The sequence below is a fragment of the Haloferax sp. Q22 genome (assembly GCF_001482285.1).
Lineage (GTDB): Archaea > Halobacteriota > Halobacteria > Halobacteriales > Haloferacaceae > Haloferax.
Genome location: NZ_LOEP01000056.1, coordinates 1 through 20,026 on the forward strand (window position 1 = coordinate 1; position 20,026 = coordinate 20,026).

Consider the following 20,026-nt stretch of genomic DNA (forward strand, 5'->3'; position numbering starts at 1 on the left):
ACTCGTCCTGATGTGTACGGTTCACAACATCAAGCAATCGCTGAACCCGTGAAATCAAGCTACGTCTGGCGATTCACCACGGCCGATTCGAGGGATATCACCATCTAATTGGCTAGCCACTTCGAGCCACTCAGCGGGTTCACGAACTGGGGAATGAAACTGAACCTCAAGCCCTGCGACAGGTATTTTACGAGAATATTTATTGATCCAGCTATCAAGTTCCCCAATCTCATAGAGGTTCTTAAATTCGTTTGACAGATCAATGTATAATGTCATGTCGATTGGTCTGCCTATCGTGAGATGTCCAGCAGGATGCAACCCAGTATCAATCTCAAAGTCGGGATGACTAGCCAAGATCACCTCATTGTTGATTTCTCTCGCGACCCGCTGAACAACTCCGTCTTTTCGTTCCATTTACTAAATTGACACTACCGAGTTTAATTAGAGTTTTTCCCAGATGGGGTCGGCAACGACCGTATCTCTCGCGGCGGCACGAGGAAGTTACCGCGGCGCTTGACGAAGATGTACTCCAAAATCCCGTTGTTGACGCGCTGGCGGACGGTCGGCACGTCGGTCAGGTCGGTGCCGTTCATCGCCTCGCGGACTTCCTCGAACGCCGAGATACCGCGCTGGAGCGACGGGAAGTGCAGGCTCGCCACGCCGTCGTCGGCCGACTCGAAGTGCCTGCGGAGGAGTCTGACGTTTCCCTCCTCGTCGCGGTTAGCGCGGGCGGCCTTCTGGGCGTGGCCGACGTGGCCGAACTCGACGGCGTCGTCGCGGAGGCGGTCGAGCATCGCGTCGATACCGCTGTCGTCGCCGAGGTTGTCGCCGACGCCGTCGACGAGGTCCTGCTCGGCGTGCGCAGGCGAAAACAGCTTCATGACCCGGTGGTAGCGGTCTTCCTCGTCGTACCAGTCCGAGAGGCGCTGGCGGACGTTCGCCACGTGCTTCGTGGTCGCGCCCGCGAACGGCCCCTCGTCGATGGTGACGTACTCCTCGGTGGCCTGATTCTTGGCGAATCCCGCTTTGAACCCCATGAACAACGGCGATTCCTCGGGGACGGGGTTCCCGTCGGGGATGCCGTTCAGGTCGGACTGGTGGTCCGCGGGGAGTCCGGCCCCGACGAAGCCTGTCCGTCTGGAGGCGACCGAGAAGACGCCCGAGAGGTCGGCGTCGACGGCGACGCCGTTGGCCTCGTCAACCTCGCCGAGGAGCGCCTGCTCGGCTTCGAGGACCGCGTCGGCGCGGTCGGACGCGAGGTGGATGAGCGCGTCCTGCCGGTCGAACTCGGGCGTCTCGAAGGGCGACAGCACCCGCGGCTCGGGCAGGTCGACGCTGTCGGGAAGCGGGTCGTCAAAGCGGTCGAAGTACCGCGGGGAGTAGGCAACGGACCAGATGACGCCCTCGTGGCTCCGCTCGTAGGCGCGGTCGAGGACGCGGAAGGCGCGCTCGACGGTCTCGCGGTCGGCCTCATCGGGCGGTCCCTCGCCCGCGAAGTCGAGGTAGAGGAGCACCTGATGGCGGGGCATCTCGACGTTGTCGTGGTCGTCAGTCCGGCAGAACTCGTTCCACGCGTGCTGTCTGCTCGGGAGCGTCTCGAACGCGTCGGTCCCCGCCGGGACGGGGTCGTCCGGTGCCCTGTCGAGGCAGGCGGACAGCGCCGCCGCGCCGCCGGCGGCGACCGCGGCCTTCAGGAACTCCCGGCGGGACGGAGACCCGTCGAACATACGCCCGGCTAGGGACCTCGTCGGGAAGTCCGTTCTGGTGTGTGCGTCGAAGATTTCACCTCGGTCGTGCGGGACGAGAACACGCGCGCTGCCGTTCGAAACACACACCAAACGGCATTTGAGTACCGGGGCGCTAGCGAGGATAATGAAACGACGCACGTATCTCCGCGCCGCCGGGGCTGGCGCGGCCGTCGGTCTCGCGGGCTGTCTCGGCGGCGACGCCAATCCGAACGTCTCGCTGTCGAAGCCAGACCGCGAAAACGACGTGTCCAGCGAGGACCTCCCGTATCCGGCGTGGGGCCAGCAGGTCCCCGACGTGACGCTCTCGGACCCCATCGCGGGGGCCGAGGTGTCGGTGCGCGACATCGACGTGCCGCACTTCCACACGTACTTTTTCACCAACTGCATGACCGTCTGTCCGGTCCTCATCAGCGCGCTCCGCGAGGTCCAGATTCACTCGGTCACCGAGGGCTACGCCGACGAGGTGTCGTTCTATCCCATCACGTTCGACCCCGCCCGCGACGACGCCGACGCCTTCCGCGCGGAGGCCGACCAGATGAACGTGGACATGGACGCGGGCAACTGGCACTTCCTCCGGCCCGCCGACGAGGCCGAGGCGAAGTCCGTCGTCGAAGACCAGTTCGGCGTCTTCTTCGAGCAGAACGAGCCGAACGACGAGGGCAACTACATGTTCACCCACCTCGGTCTCGTCTCGCTCGTCAACGGCGACGGCTACGTCGAGCGGACCTACCGCGGCAACCAACCGGACGAACAGACGCTCATCGACGACCTCACCGCGCTCCGGGAGGCATGACGAGTCGGCGTCAGTTCCTCGCGGCGACCGGAACCGTCGCGGCCGCGGGTCTCTCCGGTTGTCTCGCCGAACTCGGCCGGCTCTACACCTCGAACGAACCGCCGGTCGTCTCGAACCGCCCCGACGAGGTGTACGTCCCGACCCACACCGAGGGGATGCGCATGGTCGGGAGTGCGGACGCCGGCGACCTCCGGGTGGGCGTCTTCTACAGCTATCCCCACCGGTTCTGGGTCATGTCCGACGAGAGCGACGGCTTCGGCACGTCGAAACTGTCGGTCGAGGCCGGCGACGACGTGCATCTCATGGCCGCCGTCTGGGACGCCGAGACGGGCGTCGTCGTCCCCGACACCGGCCTCTCGCTCGAAATCGCCCGCGACGGCGACCTCGTGAGCGAGGAGGTCGTCTACGCGATGCTCTCCCAGCGGATGGGCTTTCACTACGGCTCGAACTTCGGCCTCGACGGCGACGGGAGCTACGAGGTGACGGTGGACGTGGGCGCGCCTTCTCTGCGCCTGTTCGGCGACCTCGCCGGCCGGTTCGAGTCGCCCGCGAGCGCGACGCTCGACTTCGAGTACAGCGCCCGCGACCGCGACGACATCCCGTACACGATGCTCGGCGACCAGCAGGGCGACCCCGGCGCGGTCAAGCCGATGGAGATGGACGCGCTCCCGCTCGGTCGTGCCCCCGAGACGCTTCCGGGGACGGCGCTCGGGGAGGCGACGACGGGGAGCCTCCGACTCGTCGGCACCGTCCTCGACGCCGACCGCTTCGGCGACGACCCGTACCTCGCCGTCTCCCCGCAGACGCCTTACAACCGGCTTCTCGTCCCGCGGCTGGGACTCACCGCGACCGTCGCGTCCGGCGGCTCGGACCGCTTCGACGGCCGACTCGAACCCGGCCTCGACGCGGACCTCGGCTTCCACTACGGCGCGTCGATTCCGGGGCTTGCCGCCGACGACGTGACCGCCGACCTCGCGGTTGACGTGCCGCCGCAGGTCGCCCGCCACGAGGGGTACGAGACGGCCTTCCTCGAATTCGACCCCGTCCGCCTCGGGTAACGGCAACCGAATCGAACAAGGACAGGGCTATTTTCGTCCGGGCCGACCGACCCCGTATGGACTCGACGCGCCGCGAACGAGCGACACTCGCCCTCGCCGTCTGGGGCGTCCTCGTCTCGCAGGTCCTCCTCTACCCCGGCGTCTCCGACCTCGTGACCGCCCTCGGCGGCGGGCAGGGGGAGTACGATCTCTCGGCCGGGATGCTGTTTCTCGTCGCCGAGTTCGCCTCGTTCGTCGCCTTCTCCAGCGTCTGGGGCGCGCTCTCGGACACGCTCGGCCGACGGACGTGGCTCATCGTCACCGGCGCGCTCGGGGGCGCGGCCAGCTACGTCGCACTCATTGCGCTCGCCACGGTCCCGTGGCTCGACGCGACGTTCGGCGCGGTCCTCGTCGTCCGCCTCGTCGGCGGCGCGATGACCATCGGCGCGTTCTCGCTGTCGATTACGATGCTCGCGGACCTCTCGGGAGGCAACGGCCGGAACATGGGTGCGGCGGGCATCGCCATCGGCCTCGGCGCGGCGCTCGGCTCGGTCGTCGGCGGCCAACTCACCACCATCGACCCGCTCGCGCCGCTGTACGCGTCCGCCGCGGCGCTCACCGCCGTCGCCCTCCTCGTCACGACCGTCACCGACAGGACGCCCGACTCGACCCGCGTCGGCGTCGGTGTCGTCCTCAAGAAACTGGCCGGCCGGCCGGCGTTCGCGGTCCCGTACGCCTTCGGCTTCATCGACCGCATGACCGCCGGCTTCTTCGCCCTCGTCGGAGTGTACTACTTCCGCGAGGTGTTCGGGGTGAACGCCGCAATCGCGGGCGGGGTGCTCGCGCTCTTTTTCGTCCCCTTCGCGCTCCTGCAGTACCCCCTCGGCTCGCTGTCCGACCGCATCGGCCGGTTCGTCCCCGTCGTCGCGGGCTCGATGCTCTACGGGGTGGCCATCATCGCCGTCGGGCTCGCCCCCGCCTTCGAACTCGCGGCCGGCCTGATGGTCGTCGTCGGCGTCTTCGGCGCGCTCGTCGCGCCCGCGACGATGGCGCTCGTGACCGACCTCGCCGAGCCGGGCGAGCGCGGGGCGGCCCTCGGCGGCTTCAACGTCTTCGGGAGTCTCGGCTTTCTCGCGGGCTTCCTCATCGGCGGCGTCGTCGCCGACGCGGTCGGCTACCTCCCGTCGTTCCTCGTCGTCGGCTTCGCCGAGGTCGCCATCGCCGTCGTCGCGCTCCGAGCGGTGAAGCGGATCGACGGCATCGACGCGGCTCAGACGCCGTCGAGCGCCGACTGAAGTTCGGCGTTCACGACGAGCCACATCCCGCGGAGACAGACGACCACGGCGAGGCCGACGCCCGCGAGGACGAACGCCAAGAACAGGCCGACGAAGACGCCGCCGCCCCGCGGGTCGGGGACGGTCGCCGCGAACTCGCCGAGTTGGACCGCGAACGCGACGATACCGGCGACGAGGAACGCGAGCAGCAGTTCGAGAAGCCGCCAGAACGTCTCGATTCGCAGGCCGCCGCGGCCGGTGAGAAGAAGGGCGATTCGACGCGACGCCGCCAGAAGCGAGACGACCGTGAGAAGCAACGTCGCGGCGGCCGCGAGCGCGAAGCCCACGTCGGCGAGCGGGAGCGACGACGCGAGCGGCGAGGCGAGCGTCAGCGCGACGCCGAGGAGGACGCCGGTCGCCGGGAGCGACGACGCGAGCGGCGAGGCGAGCGTCAGCGCGACGCCGAGGAGGACGCCGGTCGCGAGGAGCGACTCGACGCCGAGAATCGCCGTTTCCGGCTCGTCGCGGGCGATTCGAGCGAGTGTCCCGTACACGGCCGAGTCTCTCGGCGGGCGCTCAAGGCTGTTTCCCTTGGCCTTAGTCGTGCCCGGAAACGCGGACCGGCTGGTAGGGTTCTTCGAGGTAGTCGATGTCGGAGTCCGAGAGCTTGATGTCGAGGGCCTCGACCGCGTCTTCGAGGTGTTCGACACTGCTCGTGCCGACGATAGGCGCGTCCACCCAGTCCTTGTGGAGCACCCACGAGAGGGCGAGTTGCGCCATCTTGACGCCCTTCTCGTCGGCGAGTTCCTCGACGCGCTCGTTCACCTCGCGGCCGCCGCCCTCGAAGTACGGGTGACCCTTGGCGTGCTCGTCGGTCCGGCCGCGGGTCGTCGCCTCGAACTCCTCGTGGGGCCGGGTGAGGTAGCCGCGGGCGAGCGGCGACCACGGCATGACGCCGACGCCCTGCGTCTCGCAGAGGGGAAGCATCTCGCGCTCTTCCTCGCGGTAGAGCAGGTTGTAGTGGTTCTGCATCGTAGCGAAGCGGTCCAGTCCGAGCGAGTCGGCGGTGTACTGCGCCTCGGCGAACTGATGGGCCCACATCGACGACGCGCCGACGTAGCGGGTCTTGCCGCGGCGAACCGCGTCGTCGAGCGCGCGCATCGTCGTCTCGATGGGCGTGTCGTAATCGTAGCGGTGAATCTGCAGCAGGTCGAGGCTGTCCATCCCGAGGCGGTCCAGCGAGTTGTCGAGTTCCTGCTCGATGGCCTTCCGCGAGAGGCCGCCGGAGTTCGGGTCGTCCTCGTCCATCTGGAAGTACACCTTCGAGGCGACGACGGCCTCGTCGCGTCGGCCCTCCAGCGCCTTCCCGAGGACGCGCTCGGACTCGCCGTTCGAGTACATGTTCGCGGTGTCGAAGAAGTTGATACCGAGTTCGATGGCGCGGTCGACCAGTTCGAGGCCCGCCTCCTCCTCTAAGACCCACTCGCGCCACTCCGGCGTGCCGAAGCTCATACAGCCGAGACAGATGCGGGAGACCTCCATGCCGGTGTCTCCGAGCGTCGTGTACTCCATGCCGGACCATCCCCGCGAGTCGGCAAAAAGATGGACCAAGCGGTAGCCGCGGCGGGAGACCCGCCGCCCGTCAGGGGAGACACCGCGCGACCGCCCGGCCGGTCGGCGGGACGAGACAGTCAGCCTAAACGGCCGTTTCCCGGGGTTTGAAACCGTCTCTCTCGGTTTATGCTCTCTGCCGTCGTATCATTCATCCGAGGCGTAGCCTCGGTGATTCCGATGTTCACAACGAAACAACTGGTCGCGGTCCTCCTGAGTCTCCTCGTGGTGGGGTCGCTCGCGGGCGTCGCGGCCGCACAACAGGGGCCGTCAGCCGGCGGTGCCGTCGTCGTCGACGAAGGCGAGACCTTCGACGGCGACCTCGACGCGGTCGGCGGAACGGTGGTCATCGCCGGGACGGTAACCGGCGACGTGTCAGCGACGGCCGGAACCGTCCTCGTGACGGAGACGGGCGTCATCAACGGTAACCTCGACGGGGTCGCGGGCTCCGTCACTATCGAGGGGACCGTCAACGGCGACGTGAGCCTCGCGGGCGGCGCGGTGTTCGTCCGCGACACCGCCAAAATCGACGGGTCGTTAGACGCCGCGGGCGGCAACGTCCAGCTCGACGGCGCGGTCGACGGGAACGTCCGCGTCGGTGCGGAAGAACTCGCGGTCGGCCCGACCGCCCGGGTCGGCGGCTCGCTCGAATACGACGCGGCGACCGCGACTGTCGACTCCGCGGCCGTCGTCGACGGCGGCGTGCGACAGGTCGACGGCCTCGTGGTCGCCAGTCCCGTCGTCGCCGGCGCGCCGTTCCAGTTCGGCCAGTTCGAAGCCCCGGTCATCCCCGGCTGGGTGGTCTCGGGCTACTGGCTGCTCGCCAACTTCGTCCTCGGCGCGATTATCGTCCTCGTCGCTCCCGACTTCGCCCGCCGCGTGACGGGCCTCGGGACGAAGAAAGCCGTTCGCAGCGGCGGCGTCGGGCTCCTCGCCATCGTCGCGATACCCATCGTCCTGCTGCTCCTGCTGTTGACCATCGTGGGCATCCCGCTCTCGCTGGCCGGCGGGGTTGGGTTCGTCCTCGCCCTCTGGGTCGCGAGCATCTACGGCGCGCTCGTCCTCGGGACGTGGCTCCTGTCGCTCGCGGACTACGACAACCGCTGGGCCGCGCTGTTCGCCGGCCTGTTCGTCCTCGCCGTGCTCGACTTCGTCCCCCTCGGAGGCGTCCTCGAGTTCGTCGTCCTCCTCGTCGGGCTCGGCGCGTTCGCGCTTGCACTCCGCGGGGAGTCCGGCGACGACGGCGACGAGAGCGTGAGCGCGCCCGACGAAGGGCCACAAGAAGGCTCGCCGATGGCCTGACGGCGCGGCGCTCTCGCACAATCCGGACGAACAATTATTATGGTCTATTCTGTCTGTCGAGCCATGGCAGTCGAGTACGCGGCCGAGTTGGAATCGTTCGAGTGGGACATCCCCGAGGACTACAACATCCCCGCGGTCATCGAATCGCACGCCGACGCCTTCGGCGACCGCGTCGCCCTGAAGTTCCGCGACGCCGACGACGGCCGCGAGGAGCGGACCTACGGCGACCTCCGCGACGACATGAACCGCTTCGCCAACGCGCTCGAATCCATGGGCGTCGGGAAGGGCGACCGGCTCATCCACCTCCTCCCCCGCGACCCCGACGTGTTCGCCGTCCAACTCGGCGCGCTCAAGCGCGGCGCGCTCCTCGTCCCCAGTTCGTCGATGCTCAAACCCAAGGACATCGCGTTCCGCGCGAACGACTGCGAGGCGACGACCGCCGTCGTCCACGAGTCGCTCGTCGACATGGTCGACGAGGTGCGAGACGAGACGCCGCTTTCGAACTTCGTCGTCCTCGGCGGCGACGCCGACGGCTGGACCTCGTTTTCGGACCTCGTCGCCGACGAGTCCACCGACCACGACGGCCCCGACCTCCGGGCCGAAGACCCGATGTCCATCAACTACACGTCGGGGACGACCGGCCAGCCCAAGCCGGTCCGCCACCGCCACCGCTGGATGCGGTGTTTCGAACTCGTCAACGCCCCCTACTGGTGGGGCGTCACGGCCGACGACGACCTCTCCGACGAACTGCTCTGGGCGACAACTGGAACCGGCTGGGCCAAGTGGTTCTGGAGCCCCGTCGGCGTCGGTCTGACGACCGGCGCGACCCAGTTCGTCTACCGCGGCGACTTCGAACCGGACACGTTCCTCGACATCATGGAGGAGGAGGGCGTCACCCGCCTCTGTGCCGTCCCGACCCAGTACCGGATGTTCGCCCAGCGCGACCTCGGCTCGTACGACCTGCGACTGAAAGAGGCGCTGTCGGCGGGCGAACCGCTCAACCGCGAGCCAATCGAGGCGTTCCGCGAGGCGTTCGGCGTCATCCCGAGAGACGGCTACGGCCAGACCGAGACGGTGGCGCTCCTCACGAACTACCCCGGCATCGACGTGAAACCCGGCAGCATGGGCAAGCCGACCCCCGGACTCGGCACGACCATCATCGACGAGAACGAGGAGGTGGTCGGCGTCGACGAAATCGGCGAAATCGCCGTCCCGGTCGGCTGTCCCGGTATCTTCGACGGCTACTACGAGAAGCCGAACCTCGACGAACAGACGTTCTCGGGCGACTACTACCGGACCGGCGACCTCGCCTCCCGCGACGAGGACGGCTACTTCTTCTTCGAGGGCCGCGCCGACGACATCATCATCTCGGCGGGCTACCGCATCGGCCCCTTCGAGGTCGAAGACGCGCTCGTCTCCCACGAGGCGGTCGCCGAGGCCGCCGCGGTCGCCAGCCCCCACGAGGAACGCGGCAGCATCGTCAAGGCGTTCGTCGTCCTCACCGACGGCTACGAGGGCTCCGACGGCCTCGTCGACGAACTCCAGTCGTTCATGAAAGCGCAGACGGCCCCGTACAAGTACCCGCGCGAAATCGAGTTCGTCGCGGAACTGCCGAAGACCTCCTCGGGGAAGATTCGGCGCATCGAACTGCGGTCGCAGGAACGGGACTGAGCCGCGTCTCCCGGGGAACCCATTTCCCCTTTGTCACCTTTCTTTAGGCGTCGTCGCTTGGTGACGCCCATGTACATCGCGGACCAGACGTGGCCCGAACTCGGCGACTACGTGGCCGAATCGTCGCTCGCGGTCGTCCCCCTCGGCTCGACGGAACAGCACGGCCCGCACCTCCCGCTCGCCACAGACCACCTCATCGCGGAGGCGTTGGCCCGCGAGGCGGCCGACCGGACGGGGTACCTCTGCACGCCGACCGTCAACGTCGGCGTCAGCCCCCACCACCGCCAGTTCCACGGGACGATGTGGGTGGACCCGCCGCAGTTCCGCGACTACGTGGAGTCGATGACGCGCAACCTCGCGTACCACGGTATCGACCGGGTCGTGTTCGTCAACGCCCACGGCGGCAACGTCCAGCACCTCCGGGAGGTCGGCCGCCGCCTCCGCGACGACGGTACCATGTACGCCATCGAGTGGATGTGGGACGAGTCGATTCCGGACCTCGTGACCGACCTGTTCGACCACCCCGGACCCCACGGCGGACCGAAGGAGACCTCGATGATTATGCACATCGCCCGCGACCTCGTCCGCGAGGGCGAACTCGACTCGGCCCGCGACGGCGGCGTCGTGGACCTGAGCGACGACCACCTCCGCGAACACGGCGCGCGGACGTTCTACGACGCCATCGAGAACTCCGAAAACGGCGTCTTCGGCGACCAGACCGACGCGTCGCCCGAGGCCGGCGAGGAGCTGTTCGAGGCCGCGACCGACCAGCTCGTCCACCTGCTGTCGTGGCTCGACGACCAGCCGATTGAGGACCTGCTCGCGCCCGCGCACGTCGACCCCCAGCCGGGGTCGCGTCGCTGACCCATCGACTGGCCGACACGCTCTTTTCTCCGCCGCCGAAGGGACGCCTATGACCGTCTGGGTCCTCGGCGACCAACTCGACCCGTCGGCCGCGCCGCTCCAGTCCGACGACCGCGTGCTGATGATAGAGGCGCACGCCTTCGGCGACCGGCTGCCGTACCACCCCCAGAAGCTCGCGCTCGTCTTCTCGGCGATGCGGCACTTCCGCGACGACCTCCGCGACCGCGGCTACGAGGTGACGTACGTCGAAGCCGAGACGTTCGGCGAGGGGCTCGACCGCTACTTCGACGCCGCGCCCGGCGACGGTCTCGTCGTGATGGACCCGCCGAGCCACGGAGCGGGCGAGCGGCTTCGGGAACTCGTCGCCGCCCGCGGCGGGTCGCTCACGCTCGTCGAGAACGACCTGTTTCTCACGACGCCCGCCGACTTCGACGACTGGGCCGGCGACGCCGACACCTACCGACAGGAACACTGGTACCGACACGCCCGCCGGGCGACGGGCGTCTTGATGGACGGCGACGACCCCGCCGGCGGCGAGTGGAACTACGACGACCAGAATCGAGAGACGCCGCCGGAGGGGTGGACGCCGCCCGAAGCGCCGCGGTTCGACCCGGACGAGACGACGCGCGAGGTCATCGAGTTCGTCGGCGAGCGCTACCCCGACTCGTGGGGGTCGCCCGAGCCGTTCGTCTGGCCGGTGACGCGCGAGGCGGCGAGACAGGCGCTGTCGCACTTCGTCGAGGTCCGCCTCCCCGAGTTCGGCCCGTATCAGGACGCGATGGTCGACGGCGAGTGGGCGCTCTGTCACTCCCTGCTGTCGGCGGCCATCAACCTGGGACTGCTCCACCCACGCGAGGCGGTCGAAGCGGTCGAAGAGGCCTACGAGGCGGGTGACGCCCCGCTCAACAGCGCCGAGGGGTTCGTCCGGCAGGTCCTCGGCTGGCGGGAGTTCGTCCGGCACGTCTACCGGCGGTCGATGCCCGAGTTGGCCGCGGCGAACCAACTCGACCAGACCGAACCGCTTCCGGAGGCGTACTGGACCGGCGAGACGGACATGCGCTGTCTCTCGGAGGCCGTGGGCCACGTCCGCGACCGCGGCTACGCCCACCACATCGAGCGCCTGATGGTGCTTTCGAACTTCGCGCTCGTCTACGGGGTCGACCCGGCGGAACTCGACCGGTGGTTCCACCTCGGCTTCGTCGACGCGTTCCACTGGGTGACGACGCCGAACGTGGTCGCCATGGGGTCGTTCGCCACCGACGTGCTCTCGTCGAAGCCCTACGCCTCGTCGGGGAACTACGTGAACAAGATGTCAGACTACTGCTCGTCGTGTCCCTACGCGGTGTCGAAGACGACCGGCGAGAACGCCTGCCCGTTCAACGCGCTCTACTGGGACTTCCTGAAGGAGAACGAAGAACGCCTCCGAGGGACGGGCCGGATGGGGCTCATGTACTCCCACGTTGACCGGAAGGACGACGAGGAGTGGGAGGCCATCCGGGCGCGGGCCGACGAGATTCGGCGGATGGGGCGGGCGGGGACGCTCTGAGGCGAGAACTTTGGACCGCGAGTGCCGCGGCTCGGCGGGTGATAATGCAGAACGCTGTTCGCTGTCGAGTCGCCGTCGGCCGGAACGCGCCGGACTCAGAGTCGTGTGACGTTGACCGCGCGCGGGCCCTTGTCGGCCTGCTCGATGTCGAACTCCACTTCTTGGCCCTCTTCGAGGTCGGGGCCGCCGATGTCCTCCATGTGGAAGAACACGTCGTCGTCGTGGTCTTCGGTCTCGATGAAGCCGTAGCCGCCGGAGGACTTGAAGAATGCAACCTTACCTTTCGCCATTGCGTGTCGAAACTCGCCGGTTGGCGGCATAAGGATTCCGCCGGTTGTTACCAATGACCGCGGTACTGTTTACTCTCTCACGAGTCAGTCGTCGCGCGGCTCTCGGCCGAGCGTGTGGAACTCCTCGTTCGGTCGCATATCCGCGAACATCGCCATGCGGTTGCTGAGATTGAAGAAGGCCGTGACCGCGCCGATGTCCCAGACCGCCTCCTCGGAGAAGCCGGCGTCGCGGAGTCGCTGCAGGTCGTCCTCGCCGACCTCTGCGGGCGACTCGGTGAGTTTGACCGCCACGTCGAGCATCGTCTTGTGCTTCTCGGGGATGTCGGCGGTGCGGTAGTTGGCGACCAGTTGGTCCGCGAGCAGCGGGTCTTTCGCGTAGATGCGGACCAGCGCGCCGTGGGCGACGTTGCAGTAGTAACAGTGGTTGACGCCGGAGACGGCCACGATTATCATCTCCACCTCGTGGCGTTCGAGGTCGGTGTCCTCGACGAGGGCGTCGTGGTACTCGAAAAAGGGCCGGAAGTGCGAGGGCTTGTACGCGAACGCGGCGAAGACGTTCGGCGTGAAGCCGGCGCGCTCGGTTTCGTCGTCGATGCGCTCGCGCAGGTCCTCGGGGAGGTCGTCGCGGTCGGGCACCGGGAAGCGGCGCATGGCGTCGTCGTCCATGCGTCTCCGGTCTCTCGGACAGACCTTAACGATTCCTCAGGTTCGAGGGGTGCTCGCCGCCCCGACTACAGGGGCGCTCAGAGCGCGACCGAGAGGTACGCCGCCGCGGCCACGGCGAACACGCCGACGGCGAACAGGCCGTAGTTGGCGACGGAGTTGTCTGCAGTCCACAGCGAGAGCGTGAACTTCCGGGACGAAAGCGGCCACAGGGGGCGGATGCCGGCCGGCGTGAGCACGTCGGCCAGGAGGTGCGCGAGGATGGTGAGCGCGCCCACGGCGAAGCCGAACGCGCCGAGCGTCGTCGCCGCGGCCTCCGGTTGGCCCGCGTTGCTGGCGAGGAGGTACGCGCCGCCGCCGCCGACACCGCCGACGAGGACGGCGAAGAGGACGGTGTGGGTCGGCCCGCGGTGGGAGATGCCGGGGACGCGCATGTCGTAGTCGGGGAGCATCGCCAGCCAGCACATCGCCGCGCCGGCGGCGAACGCGAGTTCCGGGCGGCCGGCCTGCACGAGCGCGAAGCCGAGCGGGGCGAACACGAGGAGCGAGACGCCCCAGTGACCGAATCGGTACATCTGGTGTGCCCTCGCGCCCGCGGCGAACAAAACCTTTCGGCCTCCGCGACCGTCAGGGGAGCAATCGTTATCCCCGGTGGCCGCGACTTTCGTCGCATGAGCCAACACCTCTCGTCGTTTCTCTCGGGCCTGTCGGCGCTTGAGGTGACGGCCCTCGTGCTTCTCATCTCGGTCGGCGGCGCGTTCGTCATGGAGAAGGTGGTCATCCGCCTCCTGTTTCAGTACACCAGCCGAACCGAGACGTCGCTCGACAACATCGTCGTCCAAGAGCTTCGGTGGCCAATCGTCGTCACGGTCTCGCTGACCGGCATCTTCCTGTTCTCCAGAGCCCCGGCGGTCGCCGAGGCGCTCGTCGTCGATTCGGCGACGCTCAACGACTTCTTCGGCCTGCCGTCGCTGTCCGTCGGCATCGTCGTCTGGGCGTGGGCGCTCAACCGCCTCGTCAACCGCCTCGTCGACGCGGTCAAAGACAAGGGGAGCCGCTACGACTTCGCGCCCGTCTTCTCGAACGTCTGGACCATCGTCGTCTCGGTCGGCACCATCGGCGCGCTGCTGTACATCTGGGGCATCGAAATCACGCCGCTTTTCGCCGGCGCGGGCATCGCGGGCATCGCCGTCGGCTTCGCCGCCAAGGACACCGTCGCCAACTTCTTCGGCGGCATCGCGCTGTACTTCGACGACACCTACAAAATCGGTGACTACGTCGTCCTCGACTCCGGCGAGGCGGGCACCGTCGTCAAGGTCGGCATCCGCTCGACCACGCTTCTCACCCGCGACGAACTGCTCGTGACGGTGCCGAACTCGGTGCTCAACGCCGCGAAAATCATCAACGAGTCCGCGCCGAACCGCCGCCGTCGATTGAAAGTCCCGATCGGCGTCGCCTACGGCACCGACGTGGACGAACTCGAAGAACTCCTGACCGATATCGCCCTCGACGAGCCGCTGGTACTCGACAGCCCCCGCCCGCGGCCGCGGTTCCGCCGGTTCGGCCCCGACGCGCTAGAGTACGAACTCGTCTGTTGGGTCAACAGCCCACTCAAGCGCGGGAAGGCGACGCACAACCTCAACCGCGAGATATACAAGCGCCTGAACGACGCCGACATCGGGATTCCGTTCCCCCAGCGGGACGTGCACGTCCACTCGGCGGACGCCGAGGCGACCCGGCAGTCGCCCGCGACCGGGCTCTCGAACGGCGGTGTCCGGCACCCCGCTCGCGCCCGAGAGGCGACCGGCGAGGGGATGGCCGACGAAGTCGCGGACGCGGACGCGAAGTCGGATGAAGACGACAGCGCCTACGACGAGTGAGCGCCCGGAGTCCCCTACTGTGGACGCTCCGGAGCGACCTCGCCGGGAACGTTAACCGCGGCGCGGCCGTGGCTCGGATATGCTCCAACTCGGTCCCGTGGACGGGCTCATCGAGACGTTCGGCCCCTTCGCGATTCCGGCCTTGCTGTTCGTCGCCGGGCTCGTCGGCTACCTCGTGCTCGTCGCGCTCGGGCGGACCGGCCGCGACGAGAGCTGAGTGTGCTCCTCGACGACGATTCTACTCTTCGACGACGATAGTGCCCGTCATGCCGGCGGCCTCGTGGGAGACGCAGTAGTACGCGTGTTCGCCGGCCGTCTCGAAGCTGTGGACGTAGGACTGACCAGAGTAGACCTGCCTGATTATCGCAGAGATCCCGATTTCACGCGGGACAAAAAGATTGCGCGGCGCTCGCTTCAGTCGGCCGTCGCCGACTCGTCGCCGCGGAAGCGGTCCAGCGCCGACTCGAAGTCGCCGTCGTCTTCGACGGTGTCTTCCCACTCTTCGAGGCCGCGTTCGGCGCGGGTGCCCGAGATGGTGTTGTCGAAGAAGAAGGCGATGAGCCCGCCGACGGCCATGCCGGTCGAACCGATGACGAAGACGGTGTCGGCGACGAGTTGGGTTCCGAGGACGGGCCCGACGAGCGCGACCTGTCGCATCCCCTCGCGGAACGCCGCCGCGCTCCCGACGTTACCCATGTAGGCGGGAACGGCGAGGCCGGCGAACATGGCGACGCCGACGATGAACACGTTCCGGGAGGAATCGAGGTCGACGTACTTCAGGTTCGAGAGGCCGACGGCGACGATTTGGCCGAACATGGCGACGTAGAGGCCGCCGACGATGGGGTCGGGAATCGTCGCGATGAGCTGGCCGAAGTAGCCGACAAAGCCCATGACGAGCATCACGACGGCACCGACCTGCACGACGTAGCGGGAGGCCACGCCCGTGAGGCCGATCGCGCCGATGTTCTCGGAGTAGGAGGTCGAGCCGCTGCCGCCCATGACGGCCGAAAAGACGTTCATCAGGCCCTCCATGCCGATGCCGTGGTTGATGCGGCGCTCGGAGGGCGCGCCGACGCCCGAGAGCCGGGCGACGGCGTGGTAGTCGCCGAAGGACTCGACCATCGAGGCCGCGACGCCGGCGAGCATCCCGATGATGAACGAAGTCGTAAACTGCGGGATGCCGAAGGCGACCGAGCCCACGACGGGAAGCGCGACGGTCGTCGTCCCCGCGCCGCCCGCGAAGCCCCACTGCAGGGGGTAGATGGGCATGAGCGCCGGGGCCTCGATGACCGTCTGGAGGTTCACGTAGCCCGCCGCGCCGGGGGCGATGACGCCCGCGACCGAGAGGCCGGCGGCGACGACGTACGAGACGATGACGCCGAGCAGCACCGGGAACAGCTTGAACGCCGGGTGCGCGGTGTCGAGGTACTGCGAGAACAGGACGATGAGCGCGAGCGTCAGCCCGAGGAGCCACCAGTTGTTGGTCGCCGACGCAACCTGCGGGGCGTTGAAAAGCGACAGCCCGATGAGCGCGATGGTCGGCGCGATGACGACCGGCGAGATGAACTTCCGGAGGCGTCCGAGCAGGCCGAAGTAGCCGACGAACACCTCGACGACGGCCGCGACGATAATCGCGCCCTGCAGTTGCAGGAGCGCGCTCTGCCACGCGACGCCCGACTGGTCGGTCGCCGTCGCCACGCCGATGACGGCGAGCGCCGGCGCGAGCATCGAGAAGGGCGCGCCCTGCACGATGGGGTAGCGGTTCCCGAACGTCGTCTGCATCAGCGTCGCGATGCCCGAGACGACGAAGAACGTCCCGACGAACCGCGGCACCACGTCGGCGGGCATGCCGAGGGCTCCGGCGAGGATGAGGGGGACGGCGATGTTCGCGCCCACCATGGTGAGGTAGTGTTGGGCGCCGAGAAGGAGAGCGGTTGGAAGGGGTGGTTTGTCGTCGATACCGTACTGCACGAACGAGGAGGGAGAGGTGTCGTCCGTCACGACCATCCCCCCGCGTGTGGTGGTTCGCTCCCGAGCATGGTTGTCCGAGGATTTTGTTCAGACTATATATGTCCTGCTCTTCGCGCGCGTTCGGGGAGTAACGACTTTGTTTCACCGGATTCATTCGTGACGCGTGACCGAACGACACGGGCGTTCGAAGTCGGGGAACCGCGACCGATGGCTGTTCGGCTGGGCGCTGGGCTATGCCGCGGTGGGCGCGTCGTCGCTCGTCGTCCCGCTGTACGCCATCGAACTAGGAGCGAACGCGCTGTTCGTCGGCCTCATCGCCGCGACCGCCGCCTTCGCCGGCGCGCCGGGCGCGGTGCTCTGGGGCCGGCTGGCAGCCCGCGCGAAGCGCAGGCGACCCTTCATCCTCGTCGCGCTCGTGGCGACCGCCGGCGCGCTCTTTCTCACGGCCACCGTGTCGTCGCCGGCCGCGGTCCTCGTCACCAACGCCCTGCTGTGGTTCGTCGTCGCCGCGGCCGCGCCGGTGTTGAACCTCATCGTCGTCGAGGGCGTTCCCTCGAAGGACTGGGACCGCCGCTTCGGCGTCCTCAACCACTATCAGGGGTACGGCTGGCTCGGCGGCCTCGTCGTCGGTGCGGTCTGGTCGGCGCTGGCCCCGCGGCTGTTCGGCCTCGATGCGCTCGCGGTCCAGCGGCGGTTCCTCGTCGTGGCCGCGGTCGCCGCCGCGCTCGGTGCCGTCCTCGTCCGCGTCTGGTACCCCGAGCGCTCGACGATGTCGGCGCGGCGGTTCGCCCGCGTCTCGGCCAGTATCCGCCGGCAGAGCGGCCTCGTCGGGCGTTCGGTCCGCGCGGTCCCGTACGGCCCCTCGCGGCTCTACTGGGCGCTCCAGAGCCTCGACCTCGACGACCTCCGGGCGCGGATGAGCCCCGAACTCCTCCGGTACCTCGCGGCCGCGACGCTGTTTTTCGTCGGTTTCTCGGTCTTCTTCGGGCCGCTGCCCGCGTACCTCGTCGGCTCCGGCCGGTCCGCCGACGAGGTGTTCGCCCTGTTCGTCCTGTCCAGTCTCGGGTCGGCAGTGAGCTACGCGAAGGTCGGCGCGTTCGCGGCGCGACACGACCCACGTCGCCTGCAGGCCGGCGCGCTGGCGACCCGTGGACTCGCCTTCCCGGCGGTGGCGGTCGTCGGCACGCAGTTCGCGGCGCTCGCCGCGCTCGTCACCCTCGGCGCGACGTTCCTCGTCATCGGCGTCACGTGGGCGGTCATCGCGGTGACGGCGACCGGGATGGTGACGCGGCTCGCGCCCGACCGGATTCGCGGGGAGGCCCTCGGCGCGTACACGGCGCTTTCGAGCCTCGGCGGCGGGGTCGGCTCGGCGCTCGGCGGGGTCGTCGCCGACGCCGCCGGCTACGTCGCGGCGTTCGGCCTCGCGGGCGTCGTCGTGGGCTGTGCGCTCGTCGTGGTGTTACTCACCGGCGGGCGGGGCGTCGCGGCGGAAGCGCAGTCGCTCGCCGATTAGGTCTCGAAAACGAAAGCGGGGCCGGTCGCGGAACTTTCCTACTCGATGGCGTGCACCGGCGAAATCCAGACGACGAGGTCGCCGTCGCGTTTGATGACGCCCTCGATGGAGTCGTCTTTTTCGAGTGGCGGGTCCTCCACGTCGTCCATCGAGACGCGCACGACCTGATACACCTCGTCGACGAGCCAGCCGGTCGCCGCCTCGTCTTCGAACTTGTTGGGGTCGAAGATGACGATGCGCTTCGACTCGCCCTCGTCGTCGATGCTGAGAAGCGACTTCGGATTGATGATGGACGTGGTCCGCCCGCGGAGGTCCATCACGCCCTCGACGTAGTCCGGCGCGTTCGGCACCGCCGTGAGCTGGCCCTTGTCGACGATTTCGCTCACGTACTCGATATCGACGCAGTACGTCTCCGGGCCGAGTTGGAATTCCAGCACCTGTACTTCTTCGGCGGAGTCCTCCGCGTCGGTCTCGTCCGCGCTCATCTCAGTCGTGATTGCATCTTGTCGCATGGTCATCCCCGGCGGCGACATCCGCCGCCACCTGTCTGCTTCAGAGTGGTGAGATTCAGCGTATAAAGATACGTACCCGATTATCAGCCGTGATTATCCTCGCCGAGTGTTTATATACCCGATTTCCGAACCTCGGAGGTAGATGAGCGGTCAACGAAACGGCACACTAACGAATCCACCGAGCCCTCGGCGGGGGGGCCACTCGGCGTCGCCGAGTTCTCGCCGACCCGGAACCGCCGGGTGGGGACGATGAGCGCGTCCGCCGACGCGGACCCGACTCGCGCAGTCGTCGTCGACGACTCGCGGTTCATGCGGACGCTGATTCGCACGCTCCTCGAGGACGCGGACGTCGAGGTCGTCGCCGAGGCGGCCGACGGCCGCGAGGCGATTTCGGTGGTCGAGGCGAACCGTCCGGACGTCGTGACGATGGACATCGAGATGCCCGAGATGAACGGACTCGACGCGGTCGAGGCCATCATGGAGGAGTGTCCGACGCCCGTCCTCATGCTCTCGGCGCACGCCGAGGAGGACGCCGACGTGACGTTCGAAGCGCTCGACCGGGGGGCGGTCGACTTCGTGACGAAACCGGGCGGCGAGGTCACCTCCGAGATGCCCCGCGTCAAGCGGGAACTGGTCGAGAAGATTCAGTCCGCCGCGGCGGTCGACCTCTCGGCGACGCGTCGGGGCTCCCGGCCGCCGAAGACGGAGCCGAAGTCGGCGGCGACCGCGGGAGCGAAACCGTCGTCCTCGGGGACGACCGGGTCGCTGCCGACCGAGGGCTCGACGCTGATTATCGGCGCGTCCACGGGCGGGCCGAACGTCGTCGAGCGGTTACTCGCGGCGCTCCCCGAGGAGGCCGGCCTCCGCGTGCTCGTCGTCCAGCATATGCCGGCCGGCTTCACGAAGCGCTTTGCGGCGCGGCTCGACGGCCGCTGTGACTACGAGGTCCAAGAGGCGAGTGACGGCGAGCGAATCGGCCCCGGGCAGATTCGCATCGCACCCGGCGGTTCCCACCTCCTCGTGACCGGCGACCGGGCGGGACGTCTCCGGCTCGAACTCTCCGACGACGAGCCGTTGCACGGCGTCAAACCGGCTATCGACCTCACGATGGCGTCGGCCGCGGAGGCGGTCGACGCGCCGCTGGCCGGCGTGCTCCTCACCGGCATGGGCCGCGACGGCGTCGAGGGGATGACCCGAATCAAGCGGGCGGGCGGCCACACGGTCGCACAAGACGAATCGACCTCCGCGATCTTCGGAATGCCGAAGCGGGCCATCGAGGCCGGCTGTGTCGACACCGTCTCGGCCGACGGGCGAATCGCAGACGAAGCACTCCGCGGGCTCACTACCTGAC

General features: G+C 68.1%; 20 protein-coding genes and 1 pseudogene. 11 read left to right on the forward strand and 10 right to left on the reverse strand.

Annotation, left to right across the window (positions count from 1 at the left end; genetic code table 11):
* Positions 1–54: 54 nt before the first annotated feature.
* Both AM590_RS20660 and AM590_RS18645 read right to left on the reverse strand, forming a co-directional pair.
* A complete protein-coding gene (locus AM590_RS20660; protein ID WP_157575491.1) occupies positions 55–414 on the reverse strand; it encodes a hypothetical protein in 360 nt (119 codons plus the stop codon).
* A 23-nt stretch (positions 415–437) separates the two neighbouring features.
* Entirely contained in the window at positions 438–1,727 is a 1,290-nt protein-coding gene (locus AM590_RS18645; protein WP_058828784.1) for a twin-arginine translocation signal domain-containing protein, read from the reverse strand.
* A gap of 145 nt (positions 1,728–1,872) precedes the next feature.
* Between AM590_RS18645 and AM590_RS18650 the strand changes: the two genes are divergently transcribed.
* From AM590_RS18650 to AM590_RS18660, 3 genes are read left to right on the forward strand one after another with little or no spacing between them, the layout of a single operon-like run.
* Complete coding sequence (locus tag AM590_RS18650; protein WP_058828785.1) at positions 1,873–2,541, forward strand: SCO family protein; 669 nt, start codon at positions 1,873–1,875, stop codon at positions 2,539–2,541.
* Positions 2,538–3,599 carry an iron transporter gene (locus AM590_RS18655; protein WP_058828786.1) on the forward strand — a complete coding sequence of 354 codons (1,062 nt, stop codon included), beginning with the start codon at positions 2,538–2,540 and terminating at the stop codon, positions 3,597–3,599. Before AM590_RS18650 ends, AM590_RS18655 begins: the two co-directional genes overlap by 4 nt.
* A gap of 56 nt (positions 3,600–3,655) precedes the next feature.
* Positions 3,656–4,873, forward strand: a complete 1,218-nt coding sequence (locus AM590_RS18660; RefSeq protein ID WP_058828787.1) for an MFS transporter — start codon at positions 3,656–3,658, stop codon at positions 4,871–4,873.
* Here the strand turns inward: AM590_RS18660 and AM590_RS18665 are convergent.
* Both AM590_RS18665 and AM590_RS18670 read right to left on the reverse strand, forming a co-directional pair.
* Positions 4,849–5,406 carry a hypothetical protein gene (locus AM590_RS18665; RefSeq protein WP_058828788.1) on the reverse strand — a complete coding sequence of 186 codons (558 nt, stop codon included), beginning with the start codon at positions 5,404–5,406 and terminating at the stop codon, positions 4,849–4,851. The two genes, AM590_RS18660 and AM590_RS18665, sit on opposite strands and share 25 nt — an antisense overlap.
* Before the next feature lie 43 nt (positions 5,407–5,449).
* Complete coding sequence (locus AM590_RS18670; RefSeq protein ID WP_058828789.1) at positions 5,450–6,424, reverse strand: aldo/keto reductase; 975 nt, start codon at positions 6,422–6,424, stop codon at positions 5,450–5,452.
* Positions 6,425–6,643: 219 nt separating this feature from the next.
* On the opposite strand from AM590_RS18670, the gene AM590_RS18675 reads away from it, so the two are divergent.
* The 4 genes from AM590_RS18675 (at position 6,644) to AM590_RS18690 (ending at position 11,846) form a co-directional block, all read left to right on the forward strand.
* Positions 6,644–7,765 carry a polymer-forming cytoskeletal protein gene (locus AM590_RS18675; RefSeq protein ID WP_058828790.1) on the forward strand — a complete coding sequence of 374 codons (1,122 nt, stop codon included), beginning with the start codon at positions 6,644–6,646 and terminating at the stop codon, positions 7,763–7,765.
* A gap of 63 nt (positions 7,766–7,828) precedes the next feature.
* The gene (locus AM590_RS18680; protein ID WP_058828791.1) at positions 7,829–9,436 is read left to right on the forward strand and encodes an acyl-CoA synthetase; all 1,608 of its coding nucleotides are present in this window, start codon (positions 7,829–7,831) and stop codon (positions 9,434–9,436) included.
* A 69-nt stretch (positions 9,437–9,505) separates the two neighbouring features.
* Positions 9,506–10,300, forward strand: a complete 795-nt coding sequence (locus AM590_RS18685; protein ID WP_058828792.1) for a creatininase family protein — start codon at positions 9,506–9,508, stop codon at positions 10,298–10,300.
* Between the two features lie 49 nt (positions 10,301–10,349).
* Positions 10,350–11,846: a cryptochrome/photolyase family protein gene (locus AM590_RS18690; protein WP_058828793.1), complete on the forward strand. Its 1,497-nt coding sequence runs from the start codon at positions 10,350–10,352 to the stop codon at positions 11,844–11,846.
* Between the two features lie 95 nt (positions 11,847–11,941).
* On the opposite strand, the gene AM590_RS18695 is transcribed toward AM590_RS18690, so the two are convergent.
* From AM590_RS18695 to AM590_RS18705, 3 genes are all read right to left on the reverse strand, one after another.
* Positions 11,942–12,136: a cold-shock protein gene (locus AM590_RS18695; RefSeq protein ID WP_004967996.1), complete on the reverse strand. Its 195-nt coding sequence runs from the start codon at positions 12,134–12,136 to the stop codon at positions 11,942–11,944.
* Between the two features lie 84 nt (positions 12,137–12,220).
* A complete protein-coding gene (locus tag AM590_RS18700; RefSeq protein WP_058828794.1) occupies positions 12,221–12,802 on the reverse strand; it encodes a peroxidase-related enzyme in 582 nt (193 codons plus the stop codon).
* A gap of 77 nt (positions 12,803–12,879) precedes the next feature.
* Positions 12,880–13,374, reverse strand: a complete 495-nt coding sequence (locus AM590_RS18705; RefSeq protein WP_058828795.1) for a metal-dependent hydrolase — start codon at positions 13,372–13,374, stop codon at positions 12,880–12,882.
* A gap of 96 nt (positions 13,375–13,470) precedes the next feature.
* Here AM590_RS18705 and AM590_RS18710 point away from each other — a divergent pair, with 96 nt between their 5' ends.
* Together AM590_RS18710 and AM590_RS20975 are read left to right on the forward strand one after the other, a co-directional pair.
* A complete protein-coding gene (locus AM590_RS18710; RefSeq protein WP_058828796.1) occupies positions 13,471–14,679 on the forward strand; it encodes a mechanosensitive ion channel family protein in 1,209 nt (402 codons plus the stop codon).
* 79 nt (positions 14,680–14,758) lie between these two features.
* Positions 14,759–14,896 carry a hypothetical protein gene (locus tag AM590_RS20975; protein ID WP_172795841.1) on the forward strand — a complete coding sequence of 46 codons (138 nt, stop codon included), beginning with the start codon at positions 14,759–14,761 and terminating at the stop codon, positions 14,894–14,896.
* Between the two features lie 21 nt (positions 14,897–14,917).
* On the opposite strand, the pseudogene AM590_RS21470 reads toward AM590_RS20975, so the two are convergent.
* Positions 14,918–15,031 (reverse strand): annotated as a pseudogene (locus AM590_RS21470) (plastocyanin/azurin family copper-binding protein); the annotation flags it as partial.
* Between the two features lie 62 nt (positions 15,032–15,093).
* Positions 15,094–16,686, reverse strand: a complete 1,593-nt coding sequence (locus AM590_RS18715) for a uracil-xanthine permease family protein (RefSeq protein ID WP_058828797.1) — start codon at positions 16,684–16,686, stop codon at positions 15,094–15,096.
* Positions 16,687–16,813: 127 nt separating this feature from the next.
* Between AM590_RS18715 and AM590_RS18720 the strand changes: the two genes are divergently transcribed.
* Positions 16,814–18,163 (forward strand): MFS transporter, encoded by a 1,350-nt coding sequence (locus tag AM590_RS18720; protein WP_058828798.1) that lies wholly within the window; start codon positions 16,814–16,816, stop codon positions 18,161–18,163.
* Between the two features lie 38 nt (positions 18,164–18,201).
* Here the strand turns inward: AM590_RS18720 and AM590_RS18725 are convergent, their stop codons facing one another.
* Positions 18,202–18,675 (reverse strand): chemotaxis protein CheW, encoded by a 474-nt coding sequence (locus AM590_RS18725; protein WP_042662095.1) that lies wholly within the window; start codon positions 18,673–18,675, stop codon positions 18,202–18,204.
* A 249-nt stretch (positions 18,676–18,924) separates the two neighbouring features.
* On the opposite strand from AM590_RS18725, the gene AM590_RS18730 reads away from it, so the two are divergent.
* Positions 18,925–20,025 (forward strand): chemotaxis response regulator protein-glutamate methylesterase, encoded by a 1,101-nt coding sequence (locus tag AM590_RS18730; protein ID WP_058828799.1) that lies wholly within the window; start codon positions 18,925–18,927, stop codon positions 20,023–20,025.
* The last annotated feature ends 1 nt before the right edge of the window (position 20,026 follow it).

What these genes read in the sequence shown, in the direction of transcription:
- AM590_RS18670 (WP_058828789.1), bottom strand. Translation starts at nt 6,424, where the DNA reads ATGGAGTACACGACGCTCGGAGACACCGGCATGGAGGTCTCCCGCATC.
- AM590_RS18730 (WP_058828799.1), top strand. Translation starts at nt 18,925, where the DNA reads ATGAGCGCGTCCGCCGACGCGGACCCGACTCGCGCAGTCGTCGTCGAC.
- AM590_RS18685 (WP_058828792.1), top strand. Translation starts at nt 9,506, where the DNA reads ATGTACATCGCGGACCAGACGTGGCCCGAACTCGGCGACTACGTGGCC.
- AM590_RS18645 (WP_058828784.1), bottom strand. Translation starts at nt 1,727, where the DNA reads ATGTTCGACGGGTCTCCGTCCCGCCGGGAGTTCCTGAAGGCCGCGGTC.
- AM590_RS18700 (WP_058828794.1), bottom strand. Translation starts at nt 12,802, where the DNA reads ATGGACGACGACGCCATGCGCCGCTTCCCGGTGCCCGACCGCGACGAC.
- AM590_RS18710 (WP_058828796.1), top strand. Translation starts at nt 13,471, where the DNA reads ATGAGCCAACACCTCTCGTCGTTTCTCTCGGGCCTGTCGGCGCTTGAG.
- AM590_RS18655 (WP_058828786.1), top strand. Translation starts at nt 2,538, where the DNA reads ATGACGAGTCGGCGTCAGTTCCTCGCGGCGACCGGAACCGTCGCGGCC.
- AM590_RS18680 (WP_058828791.1), top strand. Translation starts at nt 7,829, where the DNA reads ATGGCAGTCGAGTACGCGGCCGAGTTGGAATCGTTCGAGTGGGACATC.
- AM590_RS20660 (WP_157575491.1), bottom strand. Translation starts at nt 414, where the DNA reads ATGGAACGAAAAGACGGAGTTGTTCAGCGGGTCGCGAGAGAAATCAAC.
- AM590_RS18715 (WP_058828797.1), bottom strand. Translation starts at nt 16,686, where the DNA reads ATGGTCGTGACGGACGACACCTCTCCCTCCTCGTTCGTGCAGTACGGT.
- AM590_RS18675 (WP_058828790.1), top strand. Translation starts at nt 6,644, where the DNA reads ATGTTCACAACGAAACAACTGGTCGCGGTCCTCCTGAGTCTCCTCGTG.
- AM590_RS18725 (WP_042662095.1), bottom strand. Translation starts at nt 18,675, where the DNA reads ATGCGACAAGATGCAATCACGACTGAGATGAGCGCGGACGAGACCGAC.
- AM590_RS18705 (WP_058828795.1), bottom strand. Translation starts at nt 13,374, where the DNA reads ATGTACCGATTCGGTCACTGGGGCGTCTCGCTCCTCGTGTTCGCCCCG.
- AM590_RS18690 (WP_058828793.1), top strand. Translation starts at nt 10,350, where the DNA reads ATGACCGTCTGGGTCCTCGGCGACCAACTCGACCCGTCGGCCGCGCCG.
- AM590_RS18650 (WP_058828785.1), top strand. Translation starts at nt 1,873, where the DNA reads ATGAAACGACGCACGTATCTCCGCGCCGCCGGGGCTGGCGCGGCCGTC.
- AM590_RS20975 (WP_172795841.1), top strand. Translation starts at nt 14,759, where the DNA reads ATGCTCCAACTCGGTCCCGTGGACGGGCTCATCGAGACGTTCGGCCCC.
- AM590_RS18660 (WP_058828787.1), top strand. Translation starts at nt 3,656, where the DNA reads ATGGACTCGACGCGCCGCGAACGAGCGACACTCGCCCTCGCCGTCTGG.
- AM590_RS18695 (WP_004967996.1), bottom strand. Translation starts at nt 12,136, where the DNA reads ATGGCGAAAGGTAAGGTTGCATTCTTCAAGTCCTCCGGCGGCTACGGC.